We start from the raw sequence: 23,066 nt of genomic DNA, 5'->3' as shown, positions 1-23,066 counted from the left end.
GTCAGTCCTCCAAAATGGTCATCATCAACCGCATGACGCACCGAAAGGTTCCTGTGCAAACCTAGTCGGTCGACCCTGCAAGGAAGGAGGACAGCGGCGCGACCAGCGTCCAACGCAAGCCTGCGGGGTCGAAATCGATCGTGACATCGCCGCCAAATGCGCTCGCCGCATGACGATCGATGACGGTCGATCCGAAGCCACGCCGAGAGGGCTTTGTGACCGGCGGGCCGCACTGTTCGATCCATTGCAGCCGAAGTCGGGGCTCTTCATCCGGCGTCTCAGGCTCTAGCACCTCCCATTCGATCCGAAGCCGACCTTCGAGAACCGATAGTGCACCGTATTTGACGGAATTGGTCGCCAGTTCGTGAAAAACCAGGCCGAGGTTTTGGACTGCATTCGCGTTGACCAGCAGATCCGGACCGCGGCGATGGATGCGATCCACAGATCCCGTGACGGTGGTCATCTGCAAGTCGACGAGCGAAGACAGCGGAATGCCTCCCCATTGCTGCTTGGCCAGCGCCTCGATCGATTGGGCAAGCCCTGCCAGACGCCCGCTGACGGCGCGCTGAAACTCTTCGACGTCATCGGTGCCTCGGGCCAGTTGCCGCATCATCGCCTGGACCAGCGAGAGGATGTTCTTTGTGCGGTGAACGAGTTCCTGCAGGATGAAGTGGATGCGCTCCTCCGCCTCCGCCCTGTCGAAGGACGCATTCGACAGCGCTACGGCCACCTGGTTTGCCTCGACGATCTTGGTGCGCTCCGGCGAGACGATCTCACCATGACCGATGCGCTCCGCCATCAAGTCAATCCTGCGGATCGCTGAGCGCAAATGGTGTGCCGCAACGAGAACGATGCCGAGCAGCAGAGTGAGTAGCACGAGGCTGCCGATCAAGAGGCTCTGCCACAGGGTAATGAACGAGCCCTTGAGGCTGTCGACCGGGCCCCAGACCAGAGCCCGCCATGGCCAGTCGGCGACTTTCGCATATCCCATCAGATACTGCCGACCATCCTGGTAAAAGACTGCACTGCTGTTGGAGCCATACATCAGATCCCGCCAGCTTTGCTCGATCTCAGTGCCGGATGGTTGGTTTTCGGCGCCATTCGACACGACGATGCGACCATCGCCATCCACCAGCGCGGACGACCATCCTGACGGCAAGGCTTGACGGGCGGCGAGGCTTGCAAGGCTCGCCGCATCCTGGGTGAGCACGATGGCGTCGATGCCGTCCGAAGCCTGCGCGGTTACGGGCATGGTGAGGTTGACCACCCAGCGCTCACTCGTCGCCCCGAAGAAGACGCTTGAGAGCTCTACCTTGCCGGAGCGCAGGGCCGCCATGACCGAGCCCGGATTGGCCATAGGTTTCAGCGTAGCGCCCCAAGGCATCCGCGTGTTCAGGATTTGCACCCCATCCCGCCGCGCCAACATGACATATAGAGAGCTTTCCCTGAGGCTATCTCCGACGCGCGCGTGAAATGCCTGAAGGTCGCCCTGCTGCAACTCGACGGAGTTTGCCACAAGGGCAAGCGTCGTTTCCATATCGGCGATTTTGCGCTCGACGGCACGGCTAATGGCCTGAGCGTCATCCGCTACGTCGGTGCGCATAGTTTGAAATTGCGATCTCTCGAGCTGCAACAGCAAAAAGGCGACAAAGGCGAGCAGCGGTACTGTCGCCAGAACGACCATTGCGGCAAGGTAGGAGCCGATCGACGCCGTCGGAAAGAGACCAGCGAACAACCTGCCGACGCGGTTCAAGGGGCCGCCCTCCTGTAGCCGGGTCCAGAAATCAAGGGGGCCTTGGCGAACCAAATGCGCGTGCGGGCGTTAGAACAATGATCGCGACACAGGAGGTTGCCATGATTTTCAAACCGCAGCGTTTCCATGGTGAGGCGCCGGAAGTGGCTGAAGAGTTTCCAGCTGAGGCCAAGCTTGAGCAGCAGGTTGCCGACGCGCTGGCCGCCTCCGACGGCGTTGGGGCCGAAGGCCTTCGCGTCGTCGCAACTGGGAAGGAGATCTTCCTGTTTGGCGTGGTGGCGACGCGCGACGAGATGGACAGGGCGGTGGAAGTTGCGCTTGCAGTTCCCGGGGTCGAAAAGGTCACGGTTCGGATGGAAAGCGGCGAAGCGCCGTGACATCGGGGACTTTCCTTCGCAGGAGCCGCTCTGTCGCATGACAGCTTGACGCCATGGAAAGGCGTCACGCCAATCCAACGGCTCTGCCTGGATCACCTCTGCGTCGATCGGTTTCACCTATTTTCCGATTTTTACGGCCAGACGCAACGTCAGGCGCGTCTGCCCATGCCGGACGTGCCGTCCGGCCCCCATGCCTGCGCAATGCCTGCGATCTCCTGCATCCGCCCCCGCAAATCCTGCTGGCGCAGAACCGTCACCTTGCGGATGGAAACCTGGCTGGCGGAATATTCTCGCGCAGCTTCAACTGCGAGCCGATAACTCGGATAGACGGCTGACTGCCCTTCCTCCGACAAAAAGCACCAGCCATTGGCTTGGGGAATAATATCGCAATATACCTCAGTCATGCCGCACTCCTCCTGATGTCCCTAGAACAAGCAATCAGCTGAAGGGTTCCTTCCCAGATGCGATTTTTCTCCATTAGCGCCTGCTAGCCGCAGGCGACGATCAGGCTTCTGGCGGGGAAGCGAGAGAGATCCCGTATGTCCGCGTGAGCGTTTGGCGGCATCACATGGATGGTAGCACCGTGAACCGGCGGCAGGGTCGTTGCCTCATCACCAAAATTTGCCCGCAACTGCCAGCGATGCTCCCCCAACTGCCAGTCGATTGCTAGCCTTCCCTCCTCCGCCATCAGTACGTGGCCGACGCCGCCGCCAACATCTGCAAGCAAGGGCATCAGGTGACGCTTTCGTTTGTCGAGCAGGTCACGACAGACGGTCCGTGACTCCATTCCTCGTTCCGCCTCAGCCTCCCGCCAGTCAAGCTTGGAGGCGATGAAGGTGTCGAGGTCATTCGGGTCGCGAAGTTCTCTAAGCTGGAGGTCTTGCGTGCCGAAAGCCCTGGCTTCCCGCAGTCGATCCTCGGGAGCGTTCTGATCGAGATTTTCAGGGTAGTCGCTGAAAAAGAAGAACCTGCCACGTGATCGAAATTCATCGCCCATGAAGAGCAATGGGATCTGGGGCGCGAGCAGCAGGATCACCATCAGCCGCTCGGCAAGATCGGGGTCGATCAGGCTCCACAAGCGATCGCCTCGGCCGCGATTGCCGATCTGGTCGTGATTCTGCAGAAAGTTGATGAAGGTAACAGGTGACAAGTGTCCACTGGGTTCGCCGACCAGCGCATCGCCCTTGCCCTCGATCAGTTCCCCCTGGATGGCGAAGCCGCTTGCAAGCGTCTTTGCGATGCGCGGCCAGAAGTTATCGGCGAAAACCTTAAAATGCCCACTGTGCTCGCCAGTGGCCCAGGCATGGATGAGGTGGTGATAGCCATCATTCCAGACCGCGTCATAGAGGCGGACCGCGTTGTCCTCGCTTCTCTCGTGCAGAGCCGTGATGTTCCGACTGTCTTCCACCACCAGATGGACGTGGCGCCCCGGCAAAGTCTTGCGGATCAGAAGCGCCAACTCCTCGACGAAATGCTCTTCGCTGTCTGCGTCTTCAATCCGGTCAGCGGCATCTATGCGTAGGCCGTCGAAGGTAAACTCTTCCAGCCAATAGAGCGCGTTTTCCAGGAGTAGGTCACGCATCGGCTTGCGGGATACATCCGGCCTCGGTCCCCAGGGTGTGCCTTCAGCCATGAAGAGATCCGGCGCGTAGACCTGCAGGTGATTTCCATCGAGCCCCAGGTGATTGTAGACGACATCGAGCATGACCATCAGACCGAGGCCATGGGCGGCATCGATGAAGGCCTTCATGTCATCGGGCGATCCATACGACGGGTGGGGCGTGTAGAGCAGCACGCCGTCGTAACCCCAGCCCCGCTCGCCTCCGAAGGCGGCAACGGGCATAAGTTCGATGAGCGTCACCCCGAGATCTGCGAGGGCAGGCAATCTCGCTGCCGCCGCAGCAAAGGTGCCCTCGTCGGTGAAAGTACCCACGTGGATTTCATAGACCACGGCTTCAGACCATGGACGGCCCCTCCAAGCCCCGGCCTTCCACCGATAGGCGGTCGGGTCGACGACGAGCGATGGACCGTGGACATCTTTTTCGAGAGCACGGCCGGCGGGATCGGGCACATGTGTCCCATCCGGGAGCACGAAAGCATAAGGCGTACCGGGTGCAATATTGGTCGCGAGAAGCTCCCACCAGCCATCGCCCATGGCCGTCATCGGCACCTCTTCATCGATCAGACGAAGGTTCAGTGTCTCGATGCCTGAGGCCCACAGGCGAAACCGAACCTCACCTGCGGCGATGTATTCCGGGCCCCAGCTTTTGGGAAACACCCTGTACTCCGGATCGATGGGCCGCTCGTCTTCGGGCTTTGATCGCTGTTCGTCCATCCACTCGCCCTCTTGCTCGGTTCATCCGGTGGATCGAACAATATGGACAAGCGGAAAGTTCCGGCACGGATGCGAGGAGCGTGGAACGGCGGCAATGAGGGCGGCCGGGTTTTCAGGAACAAAGTCGAGGGCGGCGGGATTGCTTCTTTATAACGCCGAACCCGACCGCATTCTGCGGCGGGCGGCTCTCAGGGAGATGATCATGACGACCCCAAACCCTTCGACACCCTATGACGACCAGCCCCCGATGCCCGCTCCCACCTGGGCTCCGGAAGTCCCTATCGAGGAACCGCAGCCGGACCTCCTGCCGGACGAGCTGCCGACGCCCAATCCCGACGAGACGCGCGATCCGCCTGTGACGGAGCCGTCGCCAATCTGACACCGTGATGTCGACGCGGGCCTCAGCGCAGGCCCGCGACCCTCTCCCAGCTCTTCTTTCCTGCAACCCAGTTCTGCCAGTCAGCAACCGAGCCATAGAAGACGTTCAGGTCGATCTTGCCGTTGACGCCCTGAGAGAGACCGGAGCCGGAATACTGCCAGAAGACCCATTTGCGGCCCGGATAAACCTTGGACGGATGGGCCGCGACCGAGCGCAGCCAGAAGGGATAGTCGAGGAAGTGGCCGCGTAGATTGTCCTTATAGAAGTCAGGGGCCGTGTAGATGACCGGCCGCTTGCCGTAGTGCCGCTCGAGACGATCCATGAAGACCTGCATCTTTTCGCGCGCCTTTTCCGGCGATAGGCGGAAGCGGCAGCTGGATTCGCCATTGTATTCGACGTCGATGACGGGCGGCAGGGCATCCGGATCACGCGGCACGTTGCGGATGAACCAGTCCGCCTGCTCCGAGGCCACGCGGCACCAATAAAAAAAGTGATAGGCGCCGCGCTTTACGCCGGCCTCCTTGGCCCGATCCCAGTTGGTGCGAAACATCGGATCGAGATGGTCGCCGCCATCGGTCGCCTTGATATAGGCGAAGTTGGCGCCCTGGCTGCGCAGCGTCTGCCAGTCAATGTTGCCCTGCCAGCGCGAAACGTCGACGCCGTGTACGGCATGATGTTTTGGTGCCACCTTGCCGAAATTGATCGGCTTGGCGTCGCTGAAGCGCTGATTGTAGACACGATGACGTCCGCTGGACCGCGCTGCCGGGTCCCGGGGTGCCAGGACCGCGCGTATCGGGGACGACAGCATGGCCATTGGCCGCTGATCGGGTACGGGCATGCCGGCCGTCAAGGACGGCGTATCGAAATGCGCCTGGTTCGGCGTGTCCCCAGCCCAGGACAAAGCCTGCGGATCACGGCCGGATGTCGATGCGACGGATGAAATGGAGCCCGTTTGCTCGTTGACAGCGACGGCAGGTGTCGGGGCTGCTGCAGTCTGAACCTGTTCAGGTGCCGGCTTCGACCGAAGTTGCAAGGCGTCTATCGGATTGGTCCGAGCGCTGCAGCCGGCAAGCACCAAACAGCCGATGAGGAGCGAGGGGACGACCTTGGAACGCATGGCACAGAACTCAAAACTAATGCCGGGCGCATTCGAAGTCGGACACCCGGGGCCTCTGGGAATTGCTAACAAAGCTTTACCGGGAAAAGGTGAATGCAATCTTTACGGGCCGCATCAGGCTTCGATGATGTGACGCCAAATACTGTCCGTTCACACAGATGTGCAGCCTCGGCGCAATCCCCAGGGCTTCGGACACCGTAGAACGAAGAAAATGATATCTTGAGCCCAGGGAACGACCGCCATGCCTTCGCGACGCTCTTTTCTGATGACTTCCTTGTTCGTGCTGGCGAGCAAGCCGGCGCGCAGTGCCGATCCCTGGGAAGAACTGCGCACCAGGCGCGCCTTCGTGCTTCTCCGGCATGCGATCGCGCCAGGGACAGGCGATCCTCCGGGCATGCGCCTGGGCGATTGCAGCACGCAACGCAATCTCTCCGATGAGGGCCGGACCCAGGCGCAGCGCATCGGCTCCTTGCTGCGCGAAAAGGGGATCGACAGGGCGGCGGTCTATTCGAGCGAATGGTGCCGGTGTCTCGACACCGCACGTCTGATGGACCTCGGACCGGTGTCGCCGCAGCCGCTTCTCAATTCCTTTTTCGGCCTGCCGGAGAACGGGGCGACGCAGACGGAAGCGCTCAGGGCTTGGCTGTCGAGCAGTCCGGGCGACCTGCCTCTGGTGCTCGTCACGCATCAAGTCAACATCACGGGGCTGACATCGATCGTTCCGCGCAGTGGCGAGCTCGTCTTCACGACCATGAATGCATCCGGCGCGATCAGCGTTATCGGCCGGCAATCCGCCGGGGCATGACAGGAAAAATCGTGCGGCATAAATGGGGACCGCGCGTGATGAAATGACTTGAAACAGGCTTAGGTGCGGCGGCAATCCAGACATGCCCCGGCGGACGCGCCGGCAGGGTCGGCGGTCGCATACTTCTCCAAATGCGGACATGACGGGAGTCTAAAATCTGCATCGATCGGTGTCCCCGCGCATTCTGCCGTTTCAATGATGCCGCTGCCGCGGTGTAATCGCTGTCACGGCAGTGTGCGGGAAAGCGTGATAGCTTTGTTCGGTGACGATGGGGGCGACGAAGCATGGATGCATGGCGGGCACGGCTGGACGATCAGGCCTATGAAGACGCGATCCGATATTGTGCCAACAGCATTCTGCCCATGCATTTCGGCGAAAAACTAATAAACAAGATCTTCGGCCGCAACCTTCAGTCCCATGCAGCGGGCCTGCTTGCCGTGATGCATTGCAAGGCCGAACTCGGGCTCGGCGAGCGGCCGACGCTGACGCGCATCCAGGCGGAGATGGGACGGTCGAGAACGCTCTCCACCTTCTTCGCACTGCTCCGGTTTGCCCGCTTCATCGAGGCGGTCGATCATGAGGGAGACCGTCGAACAAGGATCTTGCTCGCCAAGCCACCTCTGCTCGACGGTCTGAAGACCTGGCTGTCGCATCACATGACTTGCGCGGAAGTGGCCGGGCTCTTGCCGACCGGCAGCACGCACCGACTGAAGAGCGACGAGGTTTTCGCACTGCGCTATATTGCGGCGGCGAGGCTGATGCTCGACCGGGTCAGGTCGCACACGACCCACGGCCAGGATGCATGGTCCTGGTTCGACCGGTTCGATTGCGGCGACCGGATCGCGCTTGCGCTTCTTCGGGCTCATTATGAGGATGCCGGCGAACAGGAGACACACTGGTTTTTCCTCGACACGCGACAGCTCGCCGAGAGGCTCGGCATCTCCCACTCCCATCTGCGCAATGTCGTCAACGGAGCAGAAGCCCGAGGGTTCGTGCTCCAGGACCGCCGCTCGCATCGAACCGCGCTTACCCCGCAAATGCTGAACGAGATCCGTGACTTCCACCTCTCCTTCTGGGGATGGATGGCAGAGACGGCCGATCACGCAGACGGCGAACGGACATTCGCCGCCTGATTGTCAGCGCCTGCAATCTCAGCGATGACGTCTGCCACTTGCGTCTTTGTGGAGGCGCACAATAGGATTGTCCCGCAATAGAGGGCAGAGGGATCTCATGGACACGACGCACGACACCAGCCAGTTGGAGATGGTGGTCCTGATGACCCCGGACATGGCCAATTTTTCCGGCAAGGTGCACGGGGGCGCGCTGCTCAATCTGCTCGATCGGGTGGCCTATTCCTGCGCTTCGCGCTACTCGCAGCAATATGCGGTCACCCTCTCGGTCGATCAGGTCGTGTTCCGCCAACCGATCCATGTCGGAGAGCTCGTGACGTTCCGGGCCTCGATCAACCATGCCGGCCGGACATCAATGGAGGTCGGCATTCGGGTCGAGGCCGAAAACATCAGGACCGGCGAGCGGCGGCACACCAACTCCTGTTACTTCACCATGGTTGCCGTCGATGCCGAAGGCAGACCGACGGCGGTACCGATTTACATGCCGCAAACAGAGGTTCGCAAGCGTCGACAGCGCGCTGCGGAAACCCGCCGGGCACTGCGGCTGGAATTCGAGGCGCGCTTCAGAGAGGCGAGCCAGACCGCAGAAGAAACCCTTCCAATCGCATGAGGCAAACCCGATTTGCTTGACTTTGTTACACCTTTGACCAAGTCCGCGGTGGCTGGGGTGCATGGTGGAGTTGGAAATGATGCAGAAGCTCTTTGATCTTTCGGGGCGGCGCGCGCTGGTGACAGGCTCTTCGCAGGGCATCGGCTTTGCCCTCGCCTCCGGCTTGCAACAGGCCGGCGCGGAAATCGTGCTCAACGGCCGTGGCCTGGACAAGCTCGAGACGGCAGCAGCCAAGCTCGGGCCCGGAGCCAGGATTCTGCCTTTTGACGTTACTGATCACATGGCCGTGCGCGAGGCGGTCGATCGCTTCGAGTCGGAAGTCGGTCCGATTGACATCCTCGTCAACAATGCCGGCGTGCAGCATCGGGCGCCGCTTGAAGACTTCCCGCCTGAGGCCTTCGAAAGGCTGCTGGCCGCGAATGTCTCGAGCGTTTTCAATGTCGGCCAGGCCGTCGCCCGTCACATGATCGGACGCGGGCGCGGCAAGATCATCAACATCGCCAGCGTCCAGACGGCCCTCGCGCGTCCGACGATCGCGCCCTATACGGCGACCAAGGGAGCCGTCGGGAACCTCACAAAGGGCATGGCGACGGATTGGGCGCGCCATGGGCTGCAATGCAATGCGATTGCGCCTGGCTATTTCGAGACATCGCTCAACGAAGCCCTCGTTGCAGATCTGGAGTTCACGGCCTGGCTGTCGAAGCGCACGCCGGCGGGACGCTGGGGCAAGGTCGAGGAATTGGCTGGGGCCTGCATTTTTCTCGCGTCCGACGCGTCGTCCTTCGTCAACGGCCACATCCTTTATGTGGACGGAGGCATTACAGCTTCCCTTTGAACGCGAGCCTGGGCGTTGCGTCTTCAGATCCGCGAGAAGGCCGCCAGCACCGTCCGTTCGGACTGCAGGAGATAGGCTTCCAAGGCGGCGGCGGCTCCCTTCGGTTCGCCTGCCACAAGCTTTTCTAGAATGGCAGCGTTCATTTCGACATAGGGTGCGTGCAGCAGTTCGGGTTCCTTGAGCAGACCGAAACTCAGGCGGAGTTCAGCGGCGATCTGCGCATAAAAGCCCGTCAGTCTTTCACTATCGGCTAGATCGACGATTGCTGCGTGGAATTTCATGTTCTCGCTACCGACCGCAGTCCAGTCGTTGAGCTTGCTCGCCGCACGGGCGGTCTCGACTGCCACCCGCATGCGAATAACTGCCGGATGGTTGGGATAAGCATTGGACAGTGCCTGACACTCGACCAGGCGGCGAACGCGGTAGATATCGATGATCGAGGCCATGCTGGGCGTTGCGACGAAGACACCCCTATTCGGTTCATGCTGAAGCAGACCGTCTTTGGTCAGTAGCCGGAATGCCTCGCGCAGCGAATTGCGAGACACAGCAAAATCGGCACTCAGGGCAGCTTCAGACAAGCGTTGTCCAGGCTTCAGCTCTCCGCTGATCAGTCTGTCGCGAATTGCTTCCGCCAGGCGTGGCGCCAATGCCGCTGTCGTTTCCGTCTCTGCCATGCTCATTCCCCAGGTGCCGGTCAGACCGGTGCAGCTTCACAAGCCATCCCGAAGCGACGATCGGTGGACAGCTTCGCTGCCTTATCGTCCATGTGCGAAATCGCAGCAAGGCGGGAGCCAATCACGGCCAAAAATTGTTCTTGGAGATTCGGAATCTGCTTATCCGAGCATCAAATTGCTCAACATTAAGGCAGCCAAGTAGAACGATAAAATAAAATCGTTGAACAATATTGACAGAATTGTGAAACCACGAGAGGCTGGCCCTGCAGGTGAACAACAAGCCCCGCGCAAGCCGGGACAGGTCAACCGAGAGGGTAACATGGAACAGACATCGACAGCTCCCGAGGGAGCCGCATCCGGCGGTATGTCCGCCAAGACGCGCCGCGGCGCCTTGATCGCCGCAATCTTCCTGATGGCGACCTCTGCCATTGGACCGGGCTTCATCACCCAGACAGCCACCTTCACGACCAAGCTTGGATCCGCATTTGCCTTCGCGATCCTCGCCTCGATCCTGATCGACTTCGTCGTGCAGCTGAACATCTGGCGGATCGTGACGCTGACCAAGATGCGCGCCTCCGACATCGCGAACGCCGCCATTCCCGGCACCGGGTATGTGCTGGCGATCCTCGTTATCGTCGGCGGTTTGTTCTTTAACATCGGCAATATCGGCGGCGCCGGTCTCGGCCTCAATGCGCTTCTCGGCCTCGACCCCAAGCTGGGCGGATCGATCAGCGCGCTGATCGCCATCGGCATATTCCTGTCGCACCGCGCAGGTGTGGCGATCGACCGCGTCATCGTGGTTGCCGGCCTTTTGATGATCGTCCTGACCGTCTATGTCGCGATCGTCTCGCAGCCGCCGGTCGGCGATGCCTTCTTCCAGACCTTCCTGCCGAGCACCATTGATTTTGCCACGATCACCACGATCGTCGGTGGTACCGTCGGTGGCTACATCACCTATTCCGGCGCGCATCGCCTGCTCGACAAGGGCACGGTCGGCATCGAGAACCTCGGCGCTGTGAACCGCGCTGCCCTCACCGGCATCGCCGTCACCGGCGTCATGCGCTACGTGCTGTTCCTTGCCATCCTCGGCGTCGTCGCCAGCGGTGTCGCAATCGACGTCACCGGCAAGGTTGCGAACCCCGCGGCCCAGGCTTTCCAGGCTGCGGCCGGCGATGTCGGCATGCGCATCTTCGGGGCGATCTTCTGGGCAGCCGCCATCACCTCCGTGATCGGCGCGGCCTATACTTCGGTGTCCTTCGTCACCGTCTTCAAGAAGGACATGACCGAACGCGCCCGCAACATCGCGACCGTTATCTTCATCGCCGTCTCGCTGTTCTTCTACATCATCATCACGACGCCGCCGGCGCAGATGCTGGTCTTCGTCGGTGGTCTGAACGGCCTCATCCTGCCGATCGGTCTAACGATCTTCATCTATGCCGGTTGGGCGCGCTCCGACCTGATGGGCGGCTATCGCTATCCGCGCTGGCTGCTGATCCTGGGGGCCCTTACTTGCGCGCTCACCTGGTACATGGGCTACAAGTCGATCGGGCCGATCTTCGCGCTGCTGACTGCGGCCTGAGAACGAGAACAGGGAGGACGACATGACTGCCATCGATCTGAACAGTGACCTTGGTGAAAGCTATGGCGCCTGGGCCATGGGCGACGACGAGGCGATGCTCTCCATCGTCTCCAGCGCCAATGTTGCCTGCGGCTTTCATGCCGGCGATCCCGTCGGCATTTTGAAGACCGTGAAGGCTGCCGCCGAGCGCGGTGTTTCGGTTGGGGCGCATGTCTCCTACCCGGATCGCGTCGGCTTTGGCCGGCGCGACATGGATGTCACATCGGCGGAACTGATCGCCGATGTGATCTACCAGATCGGCGCAATCAAAGGCGTGGCGGCAGCAGCAGGCGTCACAGTCGGCTACGTCAAGCCGCATGGGGCGCTCTACAACCGCATCGCCCATGACGCCAAACATGGCCAGGCCGTCATCGACGGCATCCGGGCCATTGACCCAAATCTGGTGATGATGGGGCTTGCGGGTTCGCCCATCCTCGATCTGGCGCGTGCCTCGGGGCTGAAGGTGGTCGCTGAGGCTTTCGCCGACCGTGCCTACACGCCTGCTGGCGCACTGGTGTCGCGCCGTGATGCCGGTGCGGTGCTGCATGATGCGGGCCTCATCGCAAAACGCATGCTGCAGCTTGCGCATGAGGGCACGATCGAGGCGATCGACGGGTCCACGATCAAGATCGATGCGCAATCGATCTGCGTGCATGGAGACAGCCCTGGTGCGGTCGCGATCGCTCAGGAGATCCGACTGGCCTTCGAGAAGGACGGCATCGCGGTGCGGTCCTTCCTGACGCGCTGATATCCGCAAGGAGAGACTTCGATGATCGATCTCGATACTCTGCGCCATGTCGATACAGGCGCCGCACGGACAGCCCGCGAACGCTATCGCGCGGGTGCCGTCGAGCCGACATCCGGCGTAGCACCGGGCTTTACACAGGCGAACATGATCGTCTTGCCGCGCGACTGGGCCTTCGACTTCCTGCTCTATGCCCAGCGCAATCCAAAGGCCTGTCCCGTGCTCGACGTGTCCGATCCGGGCTCGCATGCGACCGTGCTTGCCGAGGGCGCTGATCTGCGCCGCGATGTGCCGCTCTATCGGATCTGGCGCGACGGCCAACTTGCCGAGGAGGTGTCGGACGCAAGTGCAGCCTGGGCGGAGCATCCCGATCTCGTCAGCTTCCTGATCGGCTGCAGCTTCACCTTCGAAACGCCGATGATGGAGGCCGGCATCGAGATCCGCCACATCACCGACAAGTCGAACGTGCCGATGTACCTGACCAATCGCGCCTGCCGGCCTGCAGGTCGACTGCAAGGCAATCTGGTCGTCTCGATGCGCCCTATCCCGGCTGCGCGCGTGGCGGATGCTGCCACCATTTCGGGCCGCTTCCCGGCCGTGCATGGTGCGCCCGTGCATGTGGGTGCGCCGGAAGAGCTCGGCATTGCCGATCTCGGCAAACCGGAATTCGGCGATGCCGTGCGGATCGAGCCGGGCGAAGTGCCGGTCTTCTGGGCCTGCGGGGTCACACCCCAGGCTGCGGTCATGGCGTCGAAGGTTCCGTTTGCCATCACCCATGCACCGGGTCACATGTTTATCACCGACATTCCCGATTCCGCCTATCACGCCTGAGGCCAAGATGCGTTTTCTTCCCGTCAGCCTGACCGTTCTGATCGTCGAATTGAAGGATCTCGACGAGACGCTCGCACTCTTCGCCTCGCTGGAGGCGGACCCGGTCGAGGGTGTCGTCGACATCGTGCCGGCCGCGCGCACATTGATGATCCGCTTTCGTCCGGAGACGCTGACGGCGGAAAGGCTGGCGGCGGCGATCAGCAAGCGCGACCTCTCGGCGAAGATCCCGCCATCCGACATGCTGGTCGAGATCCCCGTCAGCTACGACGGGGAGGATCTCCAGGATGTCGCTGATTTGACGGGCCTGTCGATTGCGGAGGTGATCGAACGACATACCGCGAGCGAGTTCACAGTCGCCTTCTGCGGCTTTGCTCCCGGCTTCGGCTATCTCGTCGGCGGCGATCCGATGCTGCAGGTACCGCGGCGCCAGAGCCCTCGGACGAAGATCCCCGCCGGCTCCGTTGCACTCGCGGGTGCATTCTCCGGCGTCTATCCGCAGGCGAGCCCCGGTGGCTGGCAGATCATCGGCACGACGCCGTTGAAAATGTGGGATCTGACGCGCGAACCGCCGGCCCTCTTCCAGCCGGGATACCGCGTCCGCTTTTTCGATCTGGCCAAACGGACACAGCCTGTCACTGTCTCGGTCCCGTCCAATGCGGCAAAGCCCCTTGTTATCGAGCATTCGGCATCCACCTCCATCAAGGTTATGGCCGCCCCGATGCCGGCGCTGGTACAGGATCTCGGTCGCTTCGGTCAGACGGGGCAAGGCGTCTCGTCGGCCGGTGCGCTGGACCAGGGCGCGTTCCGGGCTGCGAACCGCACCGTCGGCAATCCTGTCGGGGTCGCCTGTCTCGAAATTGCGCTGGGCGGTTTCTCGTTCGAGATCTCCGGCCCCGGTGTGATGGCATTGACGGGTGCTCCCTGCCCGATTTCCATCCAGGACGCGAAGGGCCGTGTGACGGAGGCGTCCAGCTATCAGCCCATCTCGCTCGAAGCCGGCGATCGTGTGACGCTCGGCTTTGCCGCCCGAGGCGCGCGCAGCTATCTCGCCTTTCGCGGTGGTATCGACGTGGCGCCGGTTCTCGGCAGCGCATCGACCGATACGTTGGCCGTCGTGGGCCCAGAGCCGGTTGGTCTGGGCGCGGTGCTTGCGATTGGTACGTCCGCGCACAACCTTTCCCCCGTATCGCTGACCGAGAGGCCGGCCTTCGACTGCCCCGCACCGGGCGAAATCGTCACGCTCGACGTGGTCATGGGGCCACGCAGCGACTGGTTCACCGAACGAGGCATCGAGACGCTTTCATCCCAGGTCTACGCCGTGACGCCACAGTCGAACCGTGTGGGTATCCGTTTGTCCGGTCCGGAACCGCTCGAACGCAAGGACAAGGCGGAGCTTCCAAGCGAGGGCACGGCGACCGGCGCGATCCAGGTTCCGCATAGCGGTCAACCGGTTCTGTTCCTGGCCGACCATCCGTTGACCGGCGGCTATCCCGTCATCGGCACGGTTGCCGAATATCATCTCGATCTCGCCGGGCAGATCCCGGTGAATGCAAAAATCCAGTTCCGGCCCATTACGCGCTTCGCCGAGATCGTGCCCGAAAGGGCATGACGCCGACCGCCGCGATGGACGCCCAAGAAGACAGTGAGGAGACCCCGATGAAGAGAGTGCTGATTGCCAATCGCGGCGAGATTGCCGTGCGCATTATCCGCGCCTGCCGCGACTACGGGCTCCAGTCCGTTGCCGTCTATGCCGACCCCGACATGGACGCGCTGTTCGTCAAGCTTGCAGACGAGGCCTATGGTCTCGGTGGCAGCCGCCCGGCGGATACCTATCTCGACATTGAAAAGCTCATCGATATTGCGAGGCGGTCAGGAGCCGATGCGGTCCACCCCGGTTACGGCTTCCTCTCCGAACGGGCGGAATTTGCCCGCGCGGTGCAGGAGGCGGGGCTTGCGTGGATTGGCCCGGACCCTGAAGTCATCGAAGCGCTCGGCGACAAGGTCGAGGCACGGCGGATAGCGCAGTCGGTGGGTGCTCCACTGGTCGCAGGCAGCGACGGGCCGGTTGAGACCGCCGAAGAGGTCATTGCTTTTGCCAAGAAGCACGGGCTTCCCGTCGCGATCAAGGCCGCCCATGGCGGCGGCGGACGCGGCCTGAAGGTCGCCTGGAAGATGGAGGAAGTGGCCGAGCTCTATCATTCGGCCGTGCGCGAAGCGGAGGCCGCCTTTGGTCGTGGCGAGTGTTTCCTGGAGCGTTTCCTCGACCGGCCACGCCATATCGAGGCGCAGGTTCTGGCAGACAAACACGGCAATGTGCTCGTCCTCGGGACACGTGACTGCTCGCTGCAGCGGCGCAACCAGAAACTCATTGAGGAGGCACCAGCGCCCTTCCTGACCGACACGCAGCGTCAGTCGATCCATGACGCGGCCAGGAAGATTTGCGCAGCCGCCGGTTATTCGGGTGCGGGTACGGTCGAGTTCCTACTCGGGGTCGACGGCACCATCTCGTTCCTGGAAGTGAACACCCGCCTGCAGGTCGAACATCCGGTGACCGAAGAAACGACCGGCATCGATCTCGTGGTGGAGCAGTTTCGTATTGCCGAAGGCAAGGCACTCGAGGTGCTGGAGACCCCTGCCCCGCGTGGCCACTCGATCGAGTTCCGCATCAATGCTGAAGACCCCGGCCGTGGCTTCCTGCCGACGCCGGGTGCGATCACCCGCTTCGATCCGCCCTCGGGCCCGGGTGTTCGCCTCGATACCGGCGTCGTCAGCGGCTCGACCGTCCCCGGGACTTTCGATTCTCTCATGGCGAAGCTGATTGTGACCGGCTCGACGCGCGAGCAGGCGCTGGCCCGCGCGCGCCGGGCATTGGCCGAGTTCAAGATCGAAGGTGTGGCGACCGTTCTCCCCTTCCACCGCGCGGCGATGGAAGCCAGCGACTTTACCGGTGAAGATGGTTTTCGTGTTCACACGCGCTGGATCGAGACGGATTTCGCCGAGACTCTGGCATCCGCACCACGACCGGAACCGCTATCGGACACATCGCTGATCCGCACCCATGTGGAAATTGACGGCAAGCGCCATGAACTCGGTATTCCGGCGGTGTTGCTTTCAGGTCTTGGCGGCCTTGCCGGCGCTGGTGCGAATGCGAGCGGACAGGCCACCGCGAAAGCCGAGGATGCCGACAGCATCACCGCGCCCATTTCCGGTACGCTGCAGGCCTTCAAGATCGAGGACGGGACCGAGGTCCAGGCCGGCGATCTGATTGCCGTGATGGAAGCGATGAAGATGGAAACCCAGGTGATGGCTGCGCGCGCCGGTCGTATCCGGTTCAAGGCCGAGGCAGGCGCTTATCTGCAGGCCGGTCATGAGATTGCGCGGTACGAAGGATAAGGCGAAGCGCTTCACAAGAAGTCTCCACCCCTAAATGACAAAAGGCCCGCCTGAGGCGGGCCAAATGTTCGGACATCGAAGGCTCAGGCCTTATCGACGACGTTCTTCACGGCGTCTTTCGCCTCGCCCTTGGCCTGCTGGCCATGACCCTTGGCTTCCTGGGCAGCGCCCTTGGCTTCCAAGCTGTGATTGTCGGTAGCGTCGCCAACGGCCTGCTTTGCCTTGCCGGCCAGTTCATTCGCCTTGCCGGAAATCTTGTCGGATGTGGAACCCATAATCGTTCTCCTTGTTTGCGGTACCGCCCAGCTTTCAAGTCGCTATCCGGTCAGGTGCCGGGTAAGTCCGTCTTAAGCCGCTCTACGATCCGCTTACATCTACAATGCTTGAGGGAGACGATCGTTCCGGTGACGCGCTCACGCGTCACCGATCTTTTGGATTCTCAGTCCACTCCTCAGCGCTTGTAGGCGCCGAGACCGGGGCGATAGGTCTTGTCATCAAGGAATTGTTTCAGGCCTTCAGCGCGCCCATTGCTCTTGTCGAGGAAGAGCATCTGTTCGAGCTTGGCGTAAATGTAATCGTCAGCCTGCTCCCAGGGCATGTTGCGCACGCGCTTGAACGTATCCTTTGCGGCCTTCAGGACAGTGGGGTTCTTCTCGAGCAGGCTGGCGCATAGGGCGCGAACGCGGGTTTCGAGATCGGCCAGCGGCACGGATTCGTTGACCAGGCCCATTTCGCGGGCCTTCTGGCCGCCGAAGGTCTCGCCCGTCATGATGTAATAGAGCGAGTCACGGTGGTTCATCACCTCGGCCACGGCACGGGTGACGTTACCGCCCGGCAGGATGCCCCAGTTGATTTCCGAAAGGCCGAAGGTGGCCTCATCTGCCGCGATCGCGAGATCGCAGGAGACCAGCGGCGTGAAGGCGCCACCGAAGCACCAGCCGTTGACCATGGCGATGGTCGGCTTTTCGAAATACATCAGGCGGTTCCACCAGCCACCGGACTGACGGCGGCTCTTTAGGACGGCCGCACGGCCCTTGCCGTCGTTCTCGCGGAAGTATTCCTTCAAGTCCATGCCGGCCGACCAGGACTGGCCAGCGCCACGCAGAACGAGGACGCCGCAGCGATCATCGGCTTCCAATTCGTCGAGCACTTCCAGCATGCGGATGTTGAGCTTCGGATTCATCGCATTGCGCTTTTCCGGACGGTTCAGCGTGACGAAGGCGATGCCGTTATCGAATTCGACCAGAACCGGATCTGGCGTGGTGTTTGTCTCAGTCATGATGGCTCCTTGAGGCATTTCGTGGGGGCTCACGCCCGGTCGAAGGTGTTCAGCTGTTGGCATGGGCCTGGCGCAGGATGTGCTTCTGCGCCTTTCCGGATGCCGTTCGCGGGATCTGGTCGAGAAAGACGATGCGGGCCGGACGCTTGTAGGACGCCAGACGATCGGCACAATGGGCGAGGATTTCGTCGGCAGAGGGTAAGTCTGCCTGGGCAACGATGAAGGCGACGCCGCATTCGCCCCATTTCGGATCGGGCAGCCCGAGCACGGCAACATCCCTTACCTTGGGATGCGCGCCAATGACGGCCTCGATCTCTGCCGGGAAGACGTTCTCCCCGCCGGAGATATACATGTCCTTGAGCCTGTCCGGGACGGAGATGACGCCGCCTTCGGAACGTCGGCCAAGATCCCCCGTGCGATACCATTCGCCGACAAAAGCCCGGGCAGTCTCGCCGGGATTGTTCCAATAGCCTGGAGTGACCGAGGGACCCTTGACCCAGATCTCACCAACCTGGCCATCCGGCACGTCCTGACCGTCATCGCCGACCAGCCGGACGGCGAGAAGCGGCGCGGGAAAGCCGACGCTGCCAGGGTGCCGCGCGACCGCATCACGATCCAGCGGCATGTGAATCGTCGTGCCGGCTTCGCTCATGCCATAGCCGTTGACGAGCGGAATGCCGTCCTGGAGGAAGGTCTCGATCAGCGCCGGCGACAGTGGCGCGCCGCCGATGAAGATCGCCTGCAGCGCCTTCAGAGCCTTCGCGTCCCAGGCGGGAGAGTTTCGAAGGGCCGCGGCCATCTGCGGGACCGCGAAATAGTGGGTGATGCCGAGCGCGGGATCGCCGAGAACGGAAAGGGTGCGGTCCGGCATGAAGCGATCGGAGATGACCAGGCGTCCACCCATCATCAGCGTCGTGCGGCCGATCGCAACCAGACCGATGGTGTGGAAAAACGGCAGATCACAGAGCGTGACGGAGTGGCTGGTGACTTCACCAACCAGCGAAAAGTTGACGGCAGAGGCAAAGGCATTGCGGCGTGTGATGACCACACCCTTGGGGCTCCCCGTCGTCCCCGAGGTGTAAAGCATGATGCAGGGTGCATCCGCATCGATGCTGGCCGGTTCCGCCCTCGGTGCCGTGGCGACAAGCTCAGCCCAACCACCTTCGCCTTCAACGGGGATGGTCCGCGGCGTTACCTCGGAGATCTCGGCGAGGACCGACGCGAACTCTGCATCATGCAGCAACAGCGAAGGCTCGCAATCGGCGATGATCTGCCCGAGTTCGGCTGCGCCGAGGCGCCAGTTCAAGGGCACGAAGACCAGACCGGCACGCTGACACGCCAGGCAGACGGTGATTTGCTCGATGGAGTTGCGCCCCAGAAAGGCGATGCGCTGCATGGGCGGACGATCACCCACTATCTCCAGAAGCCGGTATGCGGCGCGAGCCACGGCCAGATTCAATGTGCCATAATTCAGGGTTCGGCCGGTCGCCACTTCGTAGACCGCCGGCCGTTCCGGCGTCACCTGGGCGCGGTAGATGACGGGATCGTCCGTCTCAAGGCCGACGGCTCCCGTACCTGCCAGAACAGACTTGATTTCAGGCTGCATGCTTGTCCTCCTCATCGCCACCCCTCAGGGGCCTCCTTGGCGAATTGTATGTTAAACATACTAATTGACCTCCAAATGTTTGACAAGCGGCAATTTGACTGTTGCAGTCGAAAGTGATCATGAATGATTCCGCAAGTTCGATGCCGCATGATTGGAAGAGGAGCCATGACTCGACACAATGACCTGAGGCCCGCGAATGACGACGATGTCTTCGAAGTGGGCTCACCATTACGTACAGGCCGCCTCAACGACATTCTCGGCTTTCACCTTAGAATGGCGAATGTCGCCATCTACCAGGACTACACGGCCGCCATGGGCGACATCGGGCTGACGCAGAAGCAGTTTGCCGTGCTTGAACTGATTGCTGCAAATCCACGGGTAAGCCAGATCGACATCGCAAACCAGCTCAGCATGGACAGGGCAACGATGATGGCACTGGTGAACCGTCTGGAAAGCCGCGATCTTCTGGAACGGCAACCATCCCCCATCGATCGGCGGCGCCAAGAGTTGTTGCTGACCGAGGCAGGGGCCGAGATCCTGAAACAGGCCCGCAACATCCAGAAACAGCATGAGTTGCGATTCACCGCGCGATTTACGCCCGAGGAACTGGAAGCGTTCATCGGCGGCCTCAAACGAATCTATTCAGATATCGTGCCGCGCAACGGTCAGGTCGACTGACCGTTGTCGACATGCCTGCGAAAGAAAAACGGCCGCCTGAAAGGCGGCCGTTTCATTTCCGTGATCAGAAGGGATAGTGCTGGTTCGGATCTTCGATGGTGATCCAGCGCAGCTCCGTAAACTCGGAGATGGCAGCCTTACCGCCGAAGCGACCATAGCCACTGCCCTTGACACCGCCAAACGGCATCTGGGGCTCATCGAAGACCGTCGGCCCGTTGATGTGGCAAATGCCTGATTCGATGCGGGCGGCAACGGCCAGAGCACGGCGGATGTCGCGGCTGAAGACGGCGCCAGAGAGACCATACTCGGTGTCGTTGGCAACGAGGATCGCTTCTTCCTCATCCTTCACACGGATGATCGGCTTGACCGGGCCGAAGCTTTCTTCCTGATACATCCGCATGTCCGAGGTGACATTGTCGAGCAAGGTCGCTTCGACGACGCTGCCTTCGCGCTTGCCACCGGCCACGAGCTTTGCACCCTTGGAAACGGCGTCGGCGATCAGCTCATCCATCTTCTTTGCGGATTCGAGGCTGATGAGCGAACCGAGCACGACGTGGCCCTTGGGATCGCCGGCCGGCAGCTTCGATGCCTTGGCGGCGAGCTTTGCGACGAACTCGTCGGCGATTTTTTCATCGACGATGATGCGCTCCGTCGACATGCAGATCTGGCCCATATTGGCGAAGGCGCCAAAGGCGGCGGCGTTCACGGCCGCGTCGATATCGGCATCGTCGAGGATGACGAGCGGCGCCTTGCCGCCGAGTTCCAGAAGAGCGGGCTTCAAATGACGGCCGCACAGTTCGCCAATGATCTTGCCGACCTTGGTGGAGCCGGTGAAGTTGACGCGCTTGACCGCCGGGTTGGTGATCAGGGCTTCGACGATCTGGGCTGCATCCTCGGGCGCATTGGTGATGACGCTGATGGCACCCGTCGGAAGGCCGGCTTCAACGAGGCACTGAGCGATCAGACGATGGGTGCCGGGGCACTGCTCGGATGCCTTGAGGATGACGGTGTTGCCGCAGGCGAGCGGCATGGCGACTGCGCGGGTGCCGAGGATGATCGGCGCATTCCACGGCGCGATGCCAAGGCAGACGCCAACGGCCTGACGCATGCCCATGGACAGCGAACCCGGCTTATTGGACGGGATAACCTCGCCCGAGATCTGGGTGGTCATGGAAGCGGCTTCGCGCAGCATGCTTGCAGCAACCATGACGTTGAAGGCGCCCCAATGGCCGGTGGCTCCGGTTTCGGCGACCACGAGTTCGGAGAACTCGGCGGTCTTCGATTCCATGATGTCAGCAGCCTTGAGCAGGATCTTGCGGCGCTCACCGGGGCCGGTCTTAGACCAGGCCGGGAAGGCCGCAGCAGCTGCGTCTACAGCTGCGTTGGCATCCTCGAGGCTCGCGGCGGAGGCCGTGGTCGCCACTTCCTGCGTAAAAGGATTGATGCGGGTAAAAGTGCGTCCGCCAGCGGCTGCCTTTTCGGCACCATTGATCAACAACGAAACATGCATATTCATGGATCTTCCTCCTCCATTATCTTCAGGTTCAGAAATTGGTCCGTCGTTTTCGGCCGGCCCCGCCTGCTCTCTTGCGATCAGGTCTTGATCCTCCAGAGAGCAGGTTATTCCTAAGCGGACCGGCAACCTCCCCGATCCGCTCTATTTTGTAAGTCTAGCAAACAATTGTTTTTTGACAAGTGGTGCCGCCTGGACGAGACGTCAATAGGGCAGCCCGACATAGTTCTCCGCCATGGCCGTGGACGCCGCTCTCGAATGGGTGAGGTAGTCGAGCTCGGCTTCCTGGATCTTCTGGCCGAAATCTCCGGTATCCGGAAAACGGTGCAGCAATGTGGTCATCGACCAGGAGAAGCGGACAGCCTTCCAGACACGTTTCAGGGCACGGGCCGAATAGGCATCGAGTGCAGCGTTGGACTTTTCCTGGTAGTGCTCGAGAAGCCCCTCGAACAGGTAGTACACGTCGGATGCGGCAAGGTTCAGGCCCTTGGCGCCCGTCGGCGGCACGATATGCGCGGCATCGCCGACGAGGAACATCCGCCCGAAGCGCATCGGCTCGGCGACGAAGGAACGCAGCGGCGCGATCGACTTTTCGAAGCTCGCCCCCGTCACCATGGCCTCGGCGTGATGGGCCGGCAGGCGACGGCGCAGTTCGTCCCAGAAGCGATCGTCGGACCACATCTCGACCTTGTCGTCGAGCGAGCACTGAACATAGTAGCGGCTGCGGGTTTCGGAGCGCATCGAGCACAGTGCAAAACCGCGCGGGTGGTTGGCATAAATGAGTTCATGGTTGACCGGCGGCACGTCGGCGAGGATCCCCAGCCAACCGAAGGGATAGATCTTCTCGAAGGTCTTGATCGCGCCTTCGGGCACTGCCTTGCGGCTCGCGCCATGGAAGCCGTCACATCCGGCGATGAAGTCGCAATCGATGCGCTGGGTCACACCATCCTTCTCGAAGGTGACATGGGGCTGGTCGCCGTCGAAACCGGAAGGAACGACATTGGCGACATCGTAGATCACCACACCACCGTCGCGCTCGCGGCGCTCGATGAGATCGCGCGTCAGCTCCGTCTGCCCATAGACCATGACCCGCTTGCCACCGGTCAGATCGAAGAGATCGATACGATGGTCGCGGCCGTCGAACGTAAGGGAGAAACCATCATGCGGAAGACCCTCCCGATGCAGGCGCTCGCCGACGCCGGCGCGGTCCACGAGGCCGACGGTGCCTTCTTCGAGCACCCCGGCCCGCACGCGAGACAGAATGTGGTCCTTGCCGACGCGGTCGATGATCACATTGTCGATGCCTGCATTGGTCAGAAGCTGGCCGAGTAAGAGGCCGGACGGGCCCGATCCGATGATGACGACTTTGGTTCGCATGTTTCCTCCCA

General features: G+C 61.6%; 22 protein-coding genes. 12 read left to right on the top strand and 10 right to left on the bottom strand.

Features of this window, described 5'->3' with window-relative positions:
• Positions 1-61 precede the first annotated feature (61 nt).
• Entirely contained in the window at positions 62-1,753 is a 1,692-nt protein-coding gene (locus BW978_RS02980; protein ID WP_083697469.1) for a sensor histidine kinase, read from the bottom strand.
• Between the two features lie 101 nt (positions 1,754-1,854).
• On the opposite strand from BW978_RS02980, the gene BW978_RS02975 reads away from it, so the two are divergent.
• Positions 1,855-2,130 carry a BON domain-containing protein gene (locus tag BW978_RS02975; RefSeq protein ID WP_076392056.1) on the top strand — a complete coding sequence of 92 codons (276 nt, stop codon included), beginning with the start codon at positions 1,855-1,857 and terminating at the stop codon, positions 2,128-2,130.
• A gap of 149 nt (positions 2,131-2,279) precedes the next feature.
• Here BW978_RS02975 and BW978_RS02970 read toward each other — a convergent pair whose 3' ends face one another.
• Both BW978_RS02970 and treZ read right to left on the bottom strand, forming a co-directional pair.
• On the bottom strand, positions 2,280-2,534 hold the full coding sequence (locus BW978_RS02970; protein WP_076392054.1) for a hypothetical protein: 255 nt from the start codon (positions 2,532-2,534) through the stop codon (positions 2,280-2,282).
• Between the two features lie 83 nt (positions 2,535-2,617).
• The gene (gene treZ / locus BW978_RS02965) at positions 2,618-4,465 is read right to left on the bottom strand and encodes a malto-oligosyltrehalose trehalohydrolase (protein ID WP_076392052.1); all 1,848 of its coding nucleotides are present in this window, start codon (positions 4,463-4,465) and stop codon (positions 2,618-2,620) included.
• 202 nt (positions 4,466-4,667) lie between these two features.
• Here treZ and BW978_RS23490 point away from each other — a divergent pair, with 202 nt between their 5' ends.
• On the top strand, positions 4,668-4,844 hold the full coding sequence (locus tag BW978_RS23490; protein WP_175616837.1) for a hypothetical protein: 177 nt from the start codon (positions 4,668-4,670) through the stop codon (positions 4,842-4,844).
• A 22-nt stretch (positions 4,845-4,866) separates the two neighbouring features.
• Here the strand turns inward: BW978_RS23490 and BW978_RS02955 are convergent, their stop codons facing one another.
• Positions 4,867-5,961: a glycoside hydrolase family 25 protein gene (locus BW978_RS02955; RefSeq protein ID WP_076392048.1), complete on the bottom strand. Its 1,095-nt coding sequence runs from the start codon at positions 5,959-5,961 to the stop codon at positions 4,867-4,869.
• Positions 5,962-6,226: 265 nt separating this feature from the next.
• Between BW978_RS02955 and BW978_RS02950 the strand changes: the two genes are divergently transcribed.
• From BW978_RS02950 to BW978_RS02935, 4 genes are all read left to right on the top strand, one after another.
• A complete protein-coding gene (locus BW978_RS02950) occupies positions 6,227-6,766 on the top strand; it encodes a histidine phosphatase family protein (RefSeq protein WP_244551873.1) in 540 nt (179 codons plus the stop codon).
• Positions 6,767-7,050: 284 nt separating this feature from the next.
• Positions 7,051-7,899, top strand: a complete 849-nt coding sequence (locus BW978_RS02945) for a hypothetical protein (protein WP_076392044.1) — start codon at positions 7,051-7,053, stop codon at positions 7,897-7,899.
• Between the two features lie 97 nt (positions 7,900-7,996).
• A complete protein-coding gene (locus BW978_RS02940) occupies positions 7,997-8,506 on the top strand; it encodes an acyl-CoA thioesterase (protein ID WP_076392042.1) in 510 nt (169 codons plus the stop codon).
• 76 nt (positions 8,507-8,582) lie between these two features.
• Positions 8,583-9,341, top strand: a complete 759-nt coding sequence (locus BW978_RS02935; RefSeq protein WP_076392040.1) for an SDR family oxidoreductase — start codon at positions 8,583-8,585, stop codon at positions 9,339-9,341.
• A 23-nt stretch (positions 9,342-9,364) separates the two neighbouring features.
• Here the strand turns inward: BW978_RS02935 and BW978_RS02930 are convergent, their stop codons facing one another.
• Positions 9,365-10,015, bottom strand: coding sequence for a GntR family transcriptional regulator (locus BW978_RS02930; RefSeq protein WP_076392038.1), 651 nt, complete (start codon positions 10,013-10,015; stop codon positions 9,365-9,367).
• 319 nt (positions 10,016-10,334) lie between these two features.
• Here BW978_RS02930 and BW978_RS02925 point away from each other — a divergent pair, with 319 nt between their 5' ends.
• Genes BW978_RS02925 through BW978_RS02905 form a run of 5 tightly spaced genes read left to right on the top strand, consistent with a single transcriptional unit; the run spans position 10,335 to position 16,602 of the window.
• Complete coding sequence (locus BW978_RS02925; protein WP_076392036.1) at positions 10,335-11,594, top strand: NRAMP family divalent metal transporter; 1,260 nt, start codon at positions 10,335-10,337, stop codon at positions 11,592-11,594.
• Between the two features lie 22 nt (positions 11,595-11,616).
• On the top strand, positions 11,617-12,381 hold the full coding sequence (locus BW978_RS02920) for a LamB/YcsF family protein (protein ID WP_076392034.1): 765 nt from the start codon (positions 11,617-11,619) through the stop codon (positions 12,379-12,381).
• A 21-nt stretch (positions 12,382-12,402) separates the two neighbouring features.
• A complete protein-coding gene (locus tag BW978_RS02915; protein ID WP_076392032.1) occupies positions 12,403-13,209 on the top strand; it encodes a putative hydro-lyase in 807 nt (268 codons plus the stop codon).
• Positions 13,210-13,216: 7 nt separating this feature from the next.
• Entirely contained in the window at positions 13,217-14,818 is a 1,602-nt protein-coding gene (locus tag BW978_RS02910) for a 5-oxoprolinase subunit B/C family protein (RefSeq protein WP_076392030.1), read from the top strand.
• 47 nt (positions 14,819-14,865) lie between these two features.
• Positions 14,866-16,602 carry an acetyl/propionyl/methylcrotonyl-CoA carboxylase subunit alpha gene (locus BW978_RS02905; RefSeq protein WP_076393161.1) on the top strand — a complete coding sequence of 579 codons (1,737 nt, stop codon included), beginning with the start codon at positions 14,866-14,868 and terminating at the stop codon, positions 16,600-16,602.
• Between the two features lie 83 nt (positions 16,603-16,685).
• Here the strand turns inward: BW978_RS02905 and BW978_RS02900 are convergent, their stop codons facing one another.
• From BW978_RS02900 to BW978_RS02890, 3 genes are all read right to left on the bottom strand, one after another.
• Positions 16,686-16,877, bottom strand: a complete 192-nt coding sequence (locus BW978_RS02900; RefSeq protein ID WP_076392028.1) for a CsbD family protein — start codon at positions 16,875-16,877, stop codon at positions 16,686-16,688.
• A 176-nt stretch (positions 16,878-17,053) separates the two neighbouring features.
• Positions 17,054-17,881, bottom strand: a complete 828-nt coding sequence (locus tag BW978_RS02895; protein WP_076392026.1) for a p-hydroxycinnamoyl CoA hydratase/lyase — start codon at positions 17,879-17,881, stop codon at positions 17,054-17,056.
• A 49-nt stretch (positions 17,882-17,930) separates the two neighbouring features.
• Positions 17,931-19,487 (bottom strand): AMP-binding protein, encoded by a 1,557-nt coding sequence (locus BW978_RS02890; protein ID WP_076392024.1) that lies wholly within the window; start codon positions 19,485-19,487, stop codon positions 17,931-17,933.
• Between the two features lie 165 nt (positions 19,488-19,652).
• Between BW978_RS02890 and BW978_RS02885 the strand changes: the two genes are divergently transcribed.
• On the top strand, positions 19,653-20,165 hold the full coding sequence (locus BW978_RS02885) for a MarR family winged helix-turn-helix transcriptional regulator (protein WP_076392022.1): 513 nt from the start codon (positions 19,653-19,655) through the stop codon (positions 20,163-20,165).
• Between the two features lie 64 nt (positions 20,166-20,229).
• On the opposite strand, the gene BW978_RS02880 is transcribed toward BW978_RS02885, so the two are convergent.
• Both BW978_RS02880 and pobA read right to left on the bottom strand, forming a co-directional pair.
• Positions 20,230-21,675 (bottom strand): aldehyde dehydrogenase, encoded by a 1,446-nt coding sequence (locus tag BW978_RS02880; RefSeq protein WP_076393159.1) that lies wholly within the window; start codon positions 21,673-21,675, stop codon positions 20,230-20,232.
• A 207-nt stretch (positions 21,676-21,882) separates the two neighbouring features.
• Positions 21,883-23,055 carry a 4-hydroxybenzoate 3-monooxygenase gene (pobA, locus tag BW978_RS02875; RefSeq protein ID WP_076392020.1) on the bottom strand — a complete coding sequence of 391 codons (1,173 nt, stop codon included), beginning with the start codon at positions 23,053-23,055 and terminating at the stop codon, positions 21,883-21,885.
• Positions 23,056-23,066 lie beyond the last annotated feature (11 nt).

Source organism: Rhizobium sp. RU33A, from assembly GCF_900156055.1.
GTDB lineage: Bacteria > Pseudomonadota > Alphaproteobacteria > Rhizobiales > Rhizobiaceae > Allorhizobium.
Note: the sequence above shows the minus strand (reverse complement) of the source record. Positions and strands in the feature narration are given on the sequence as shown.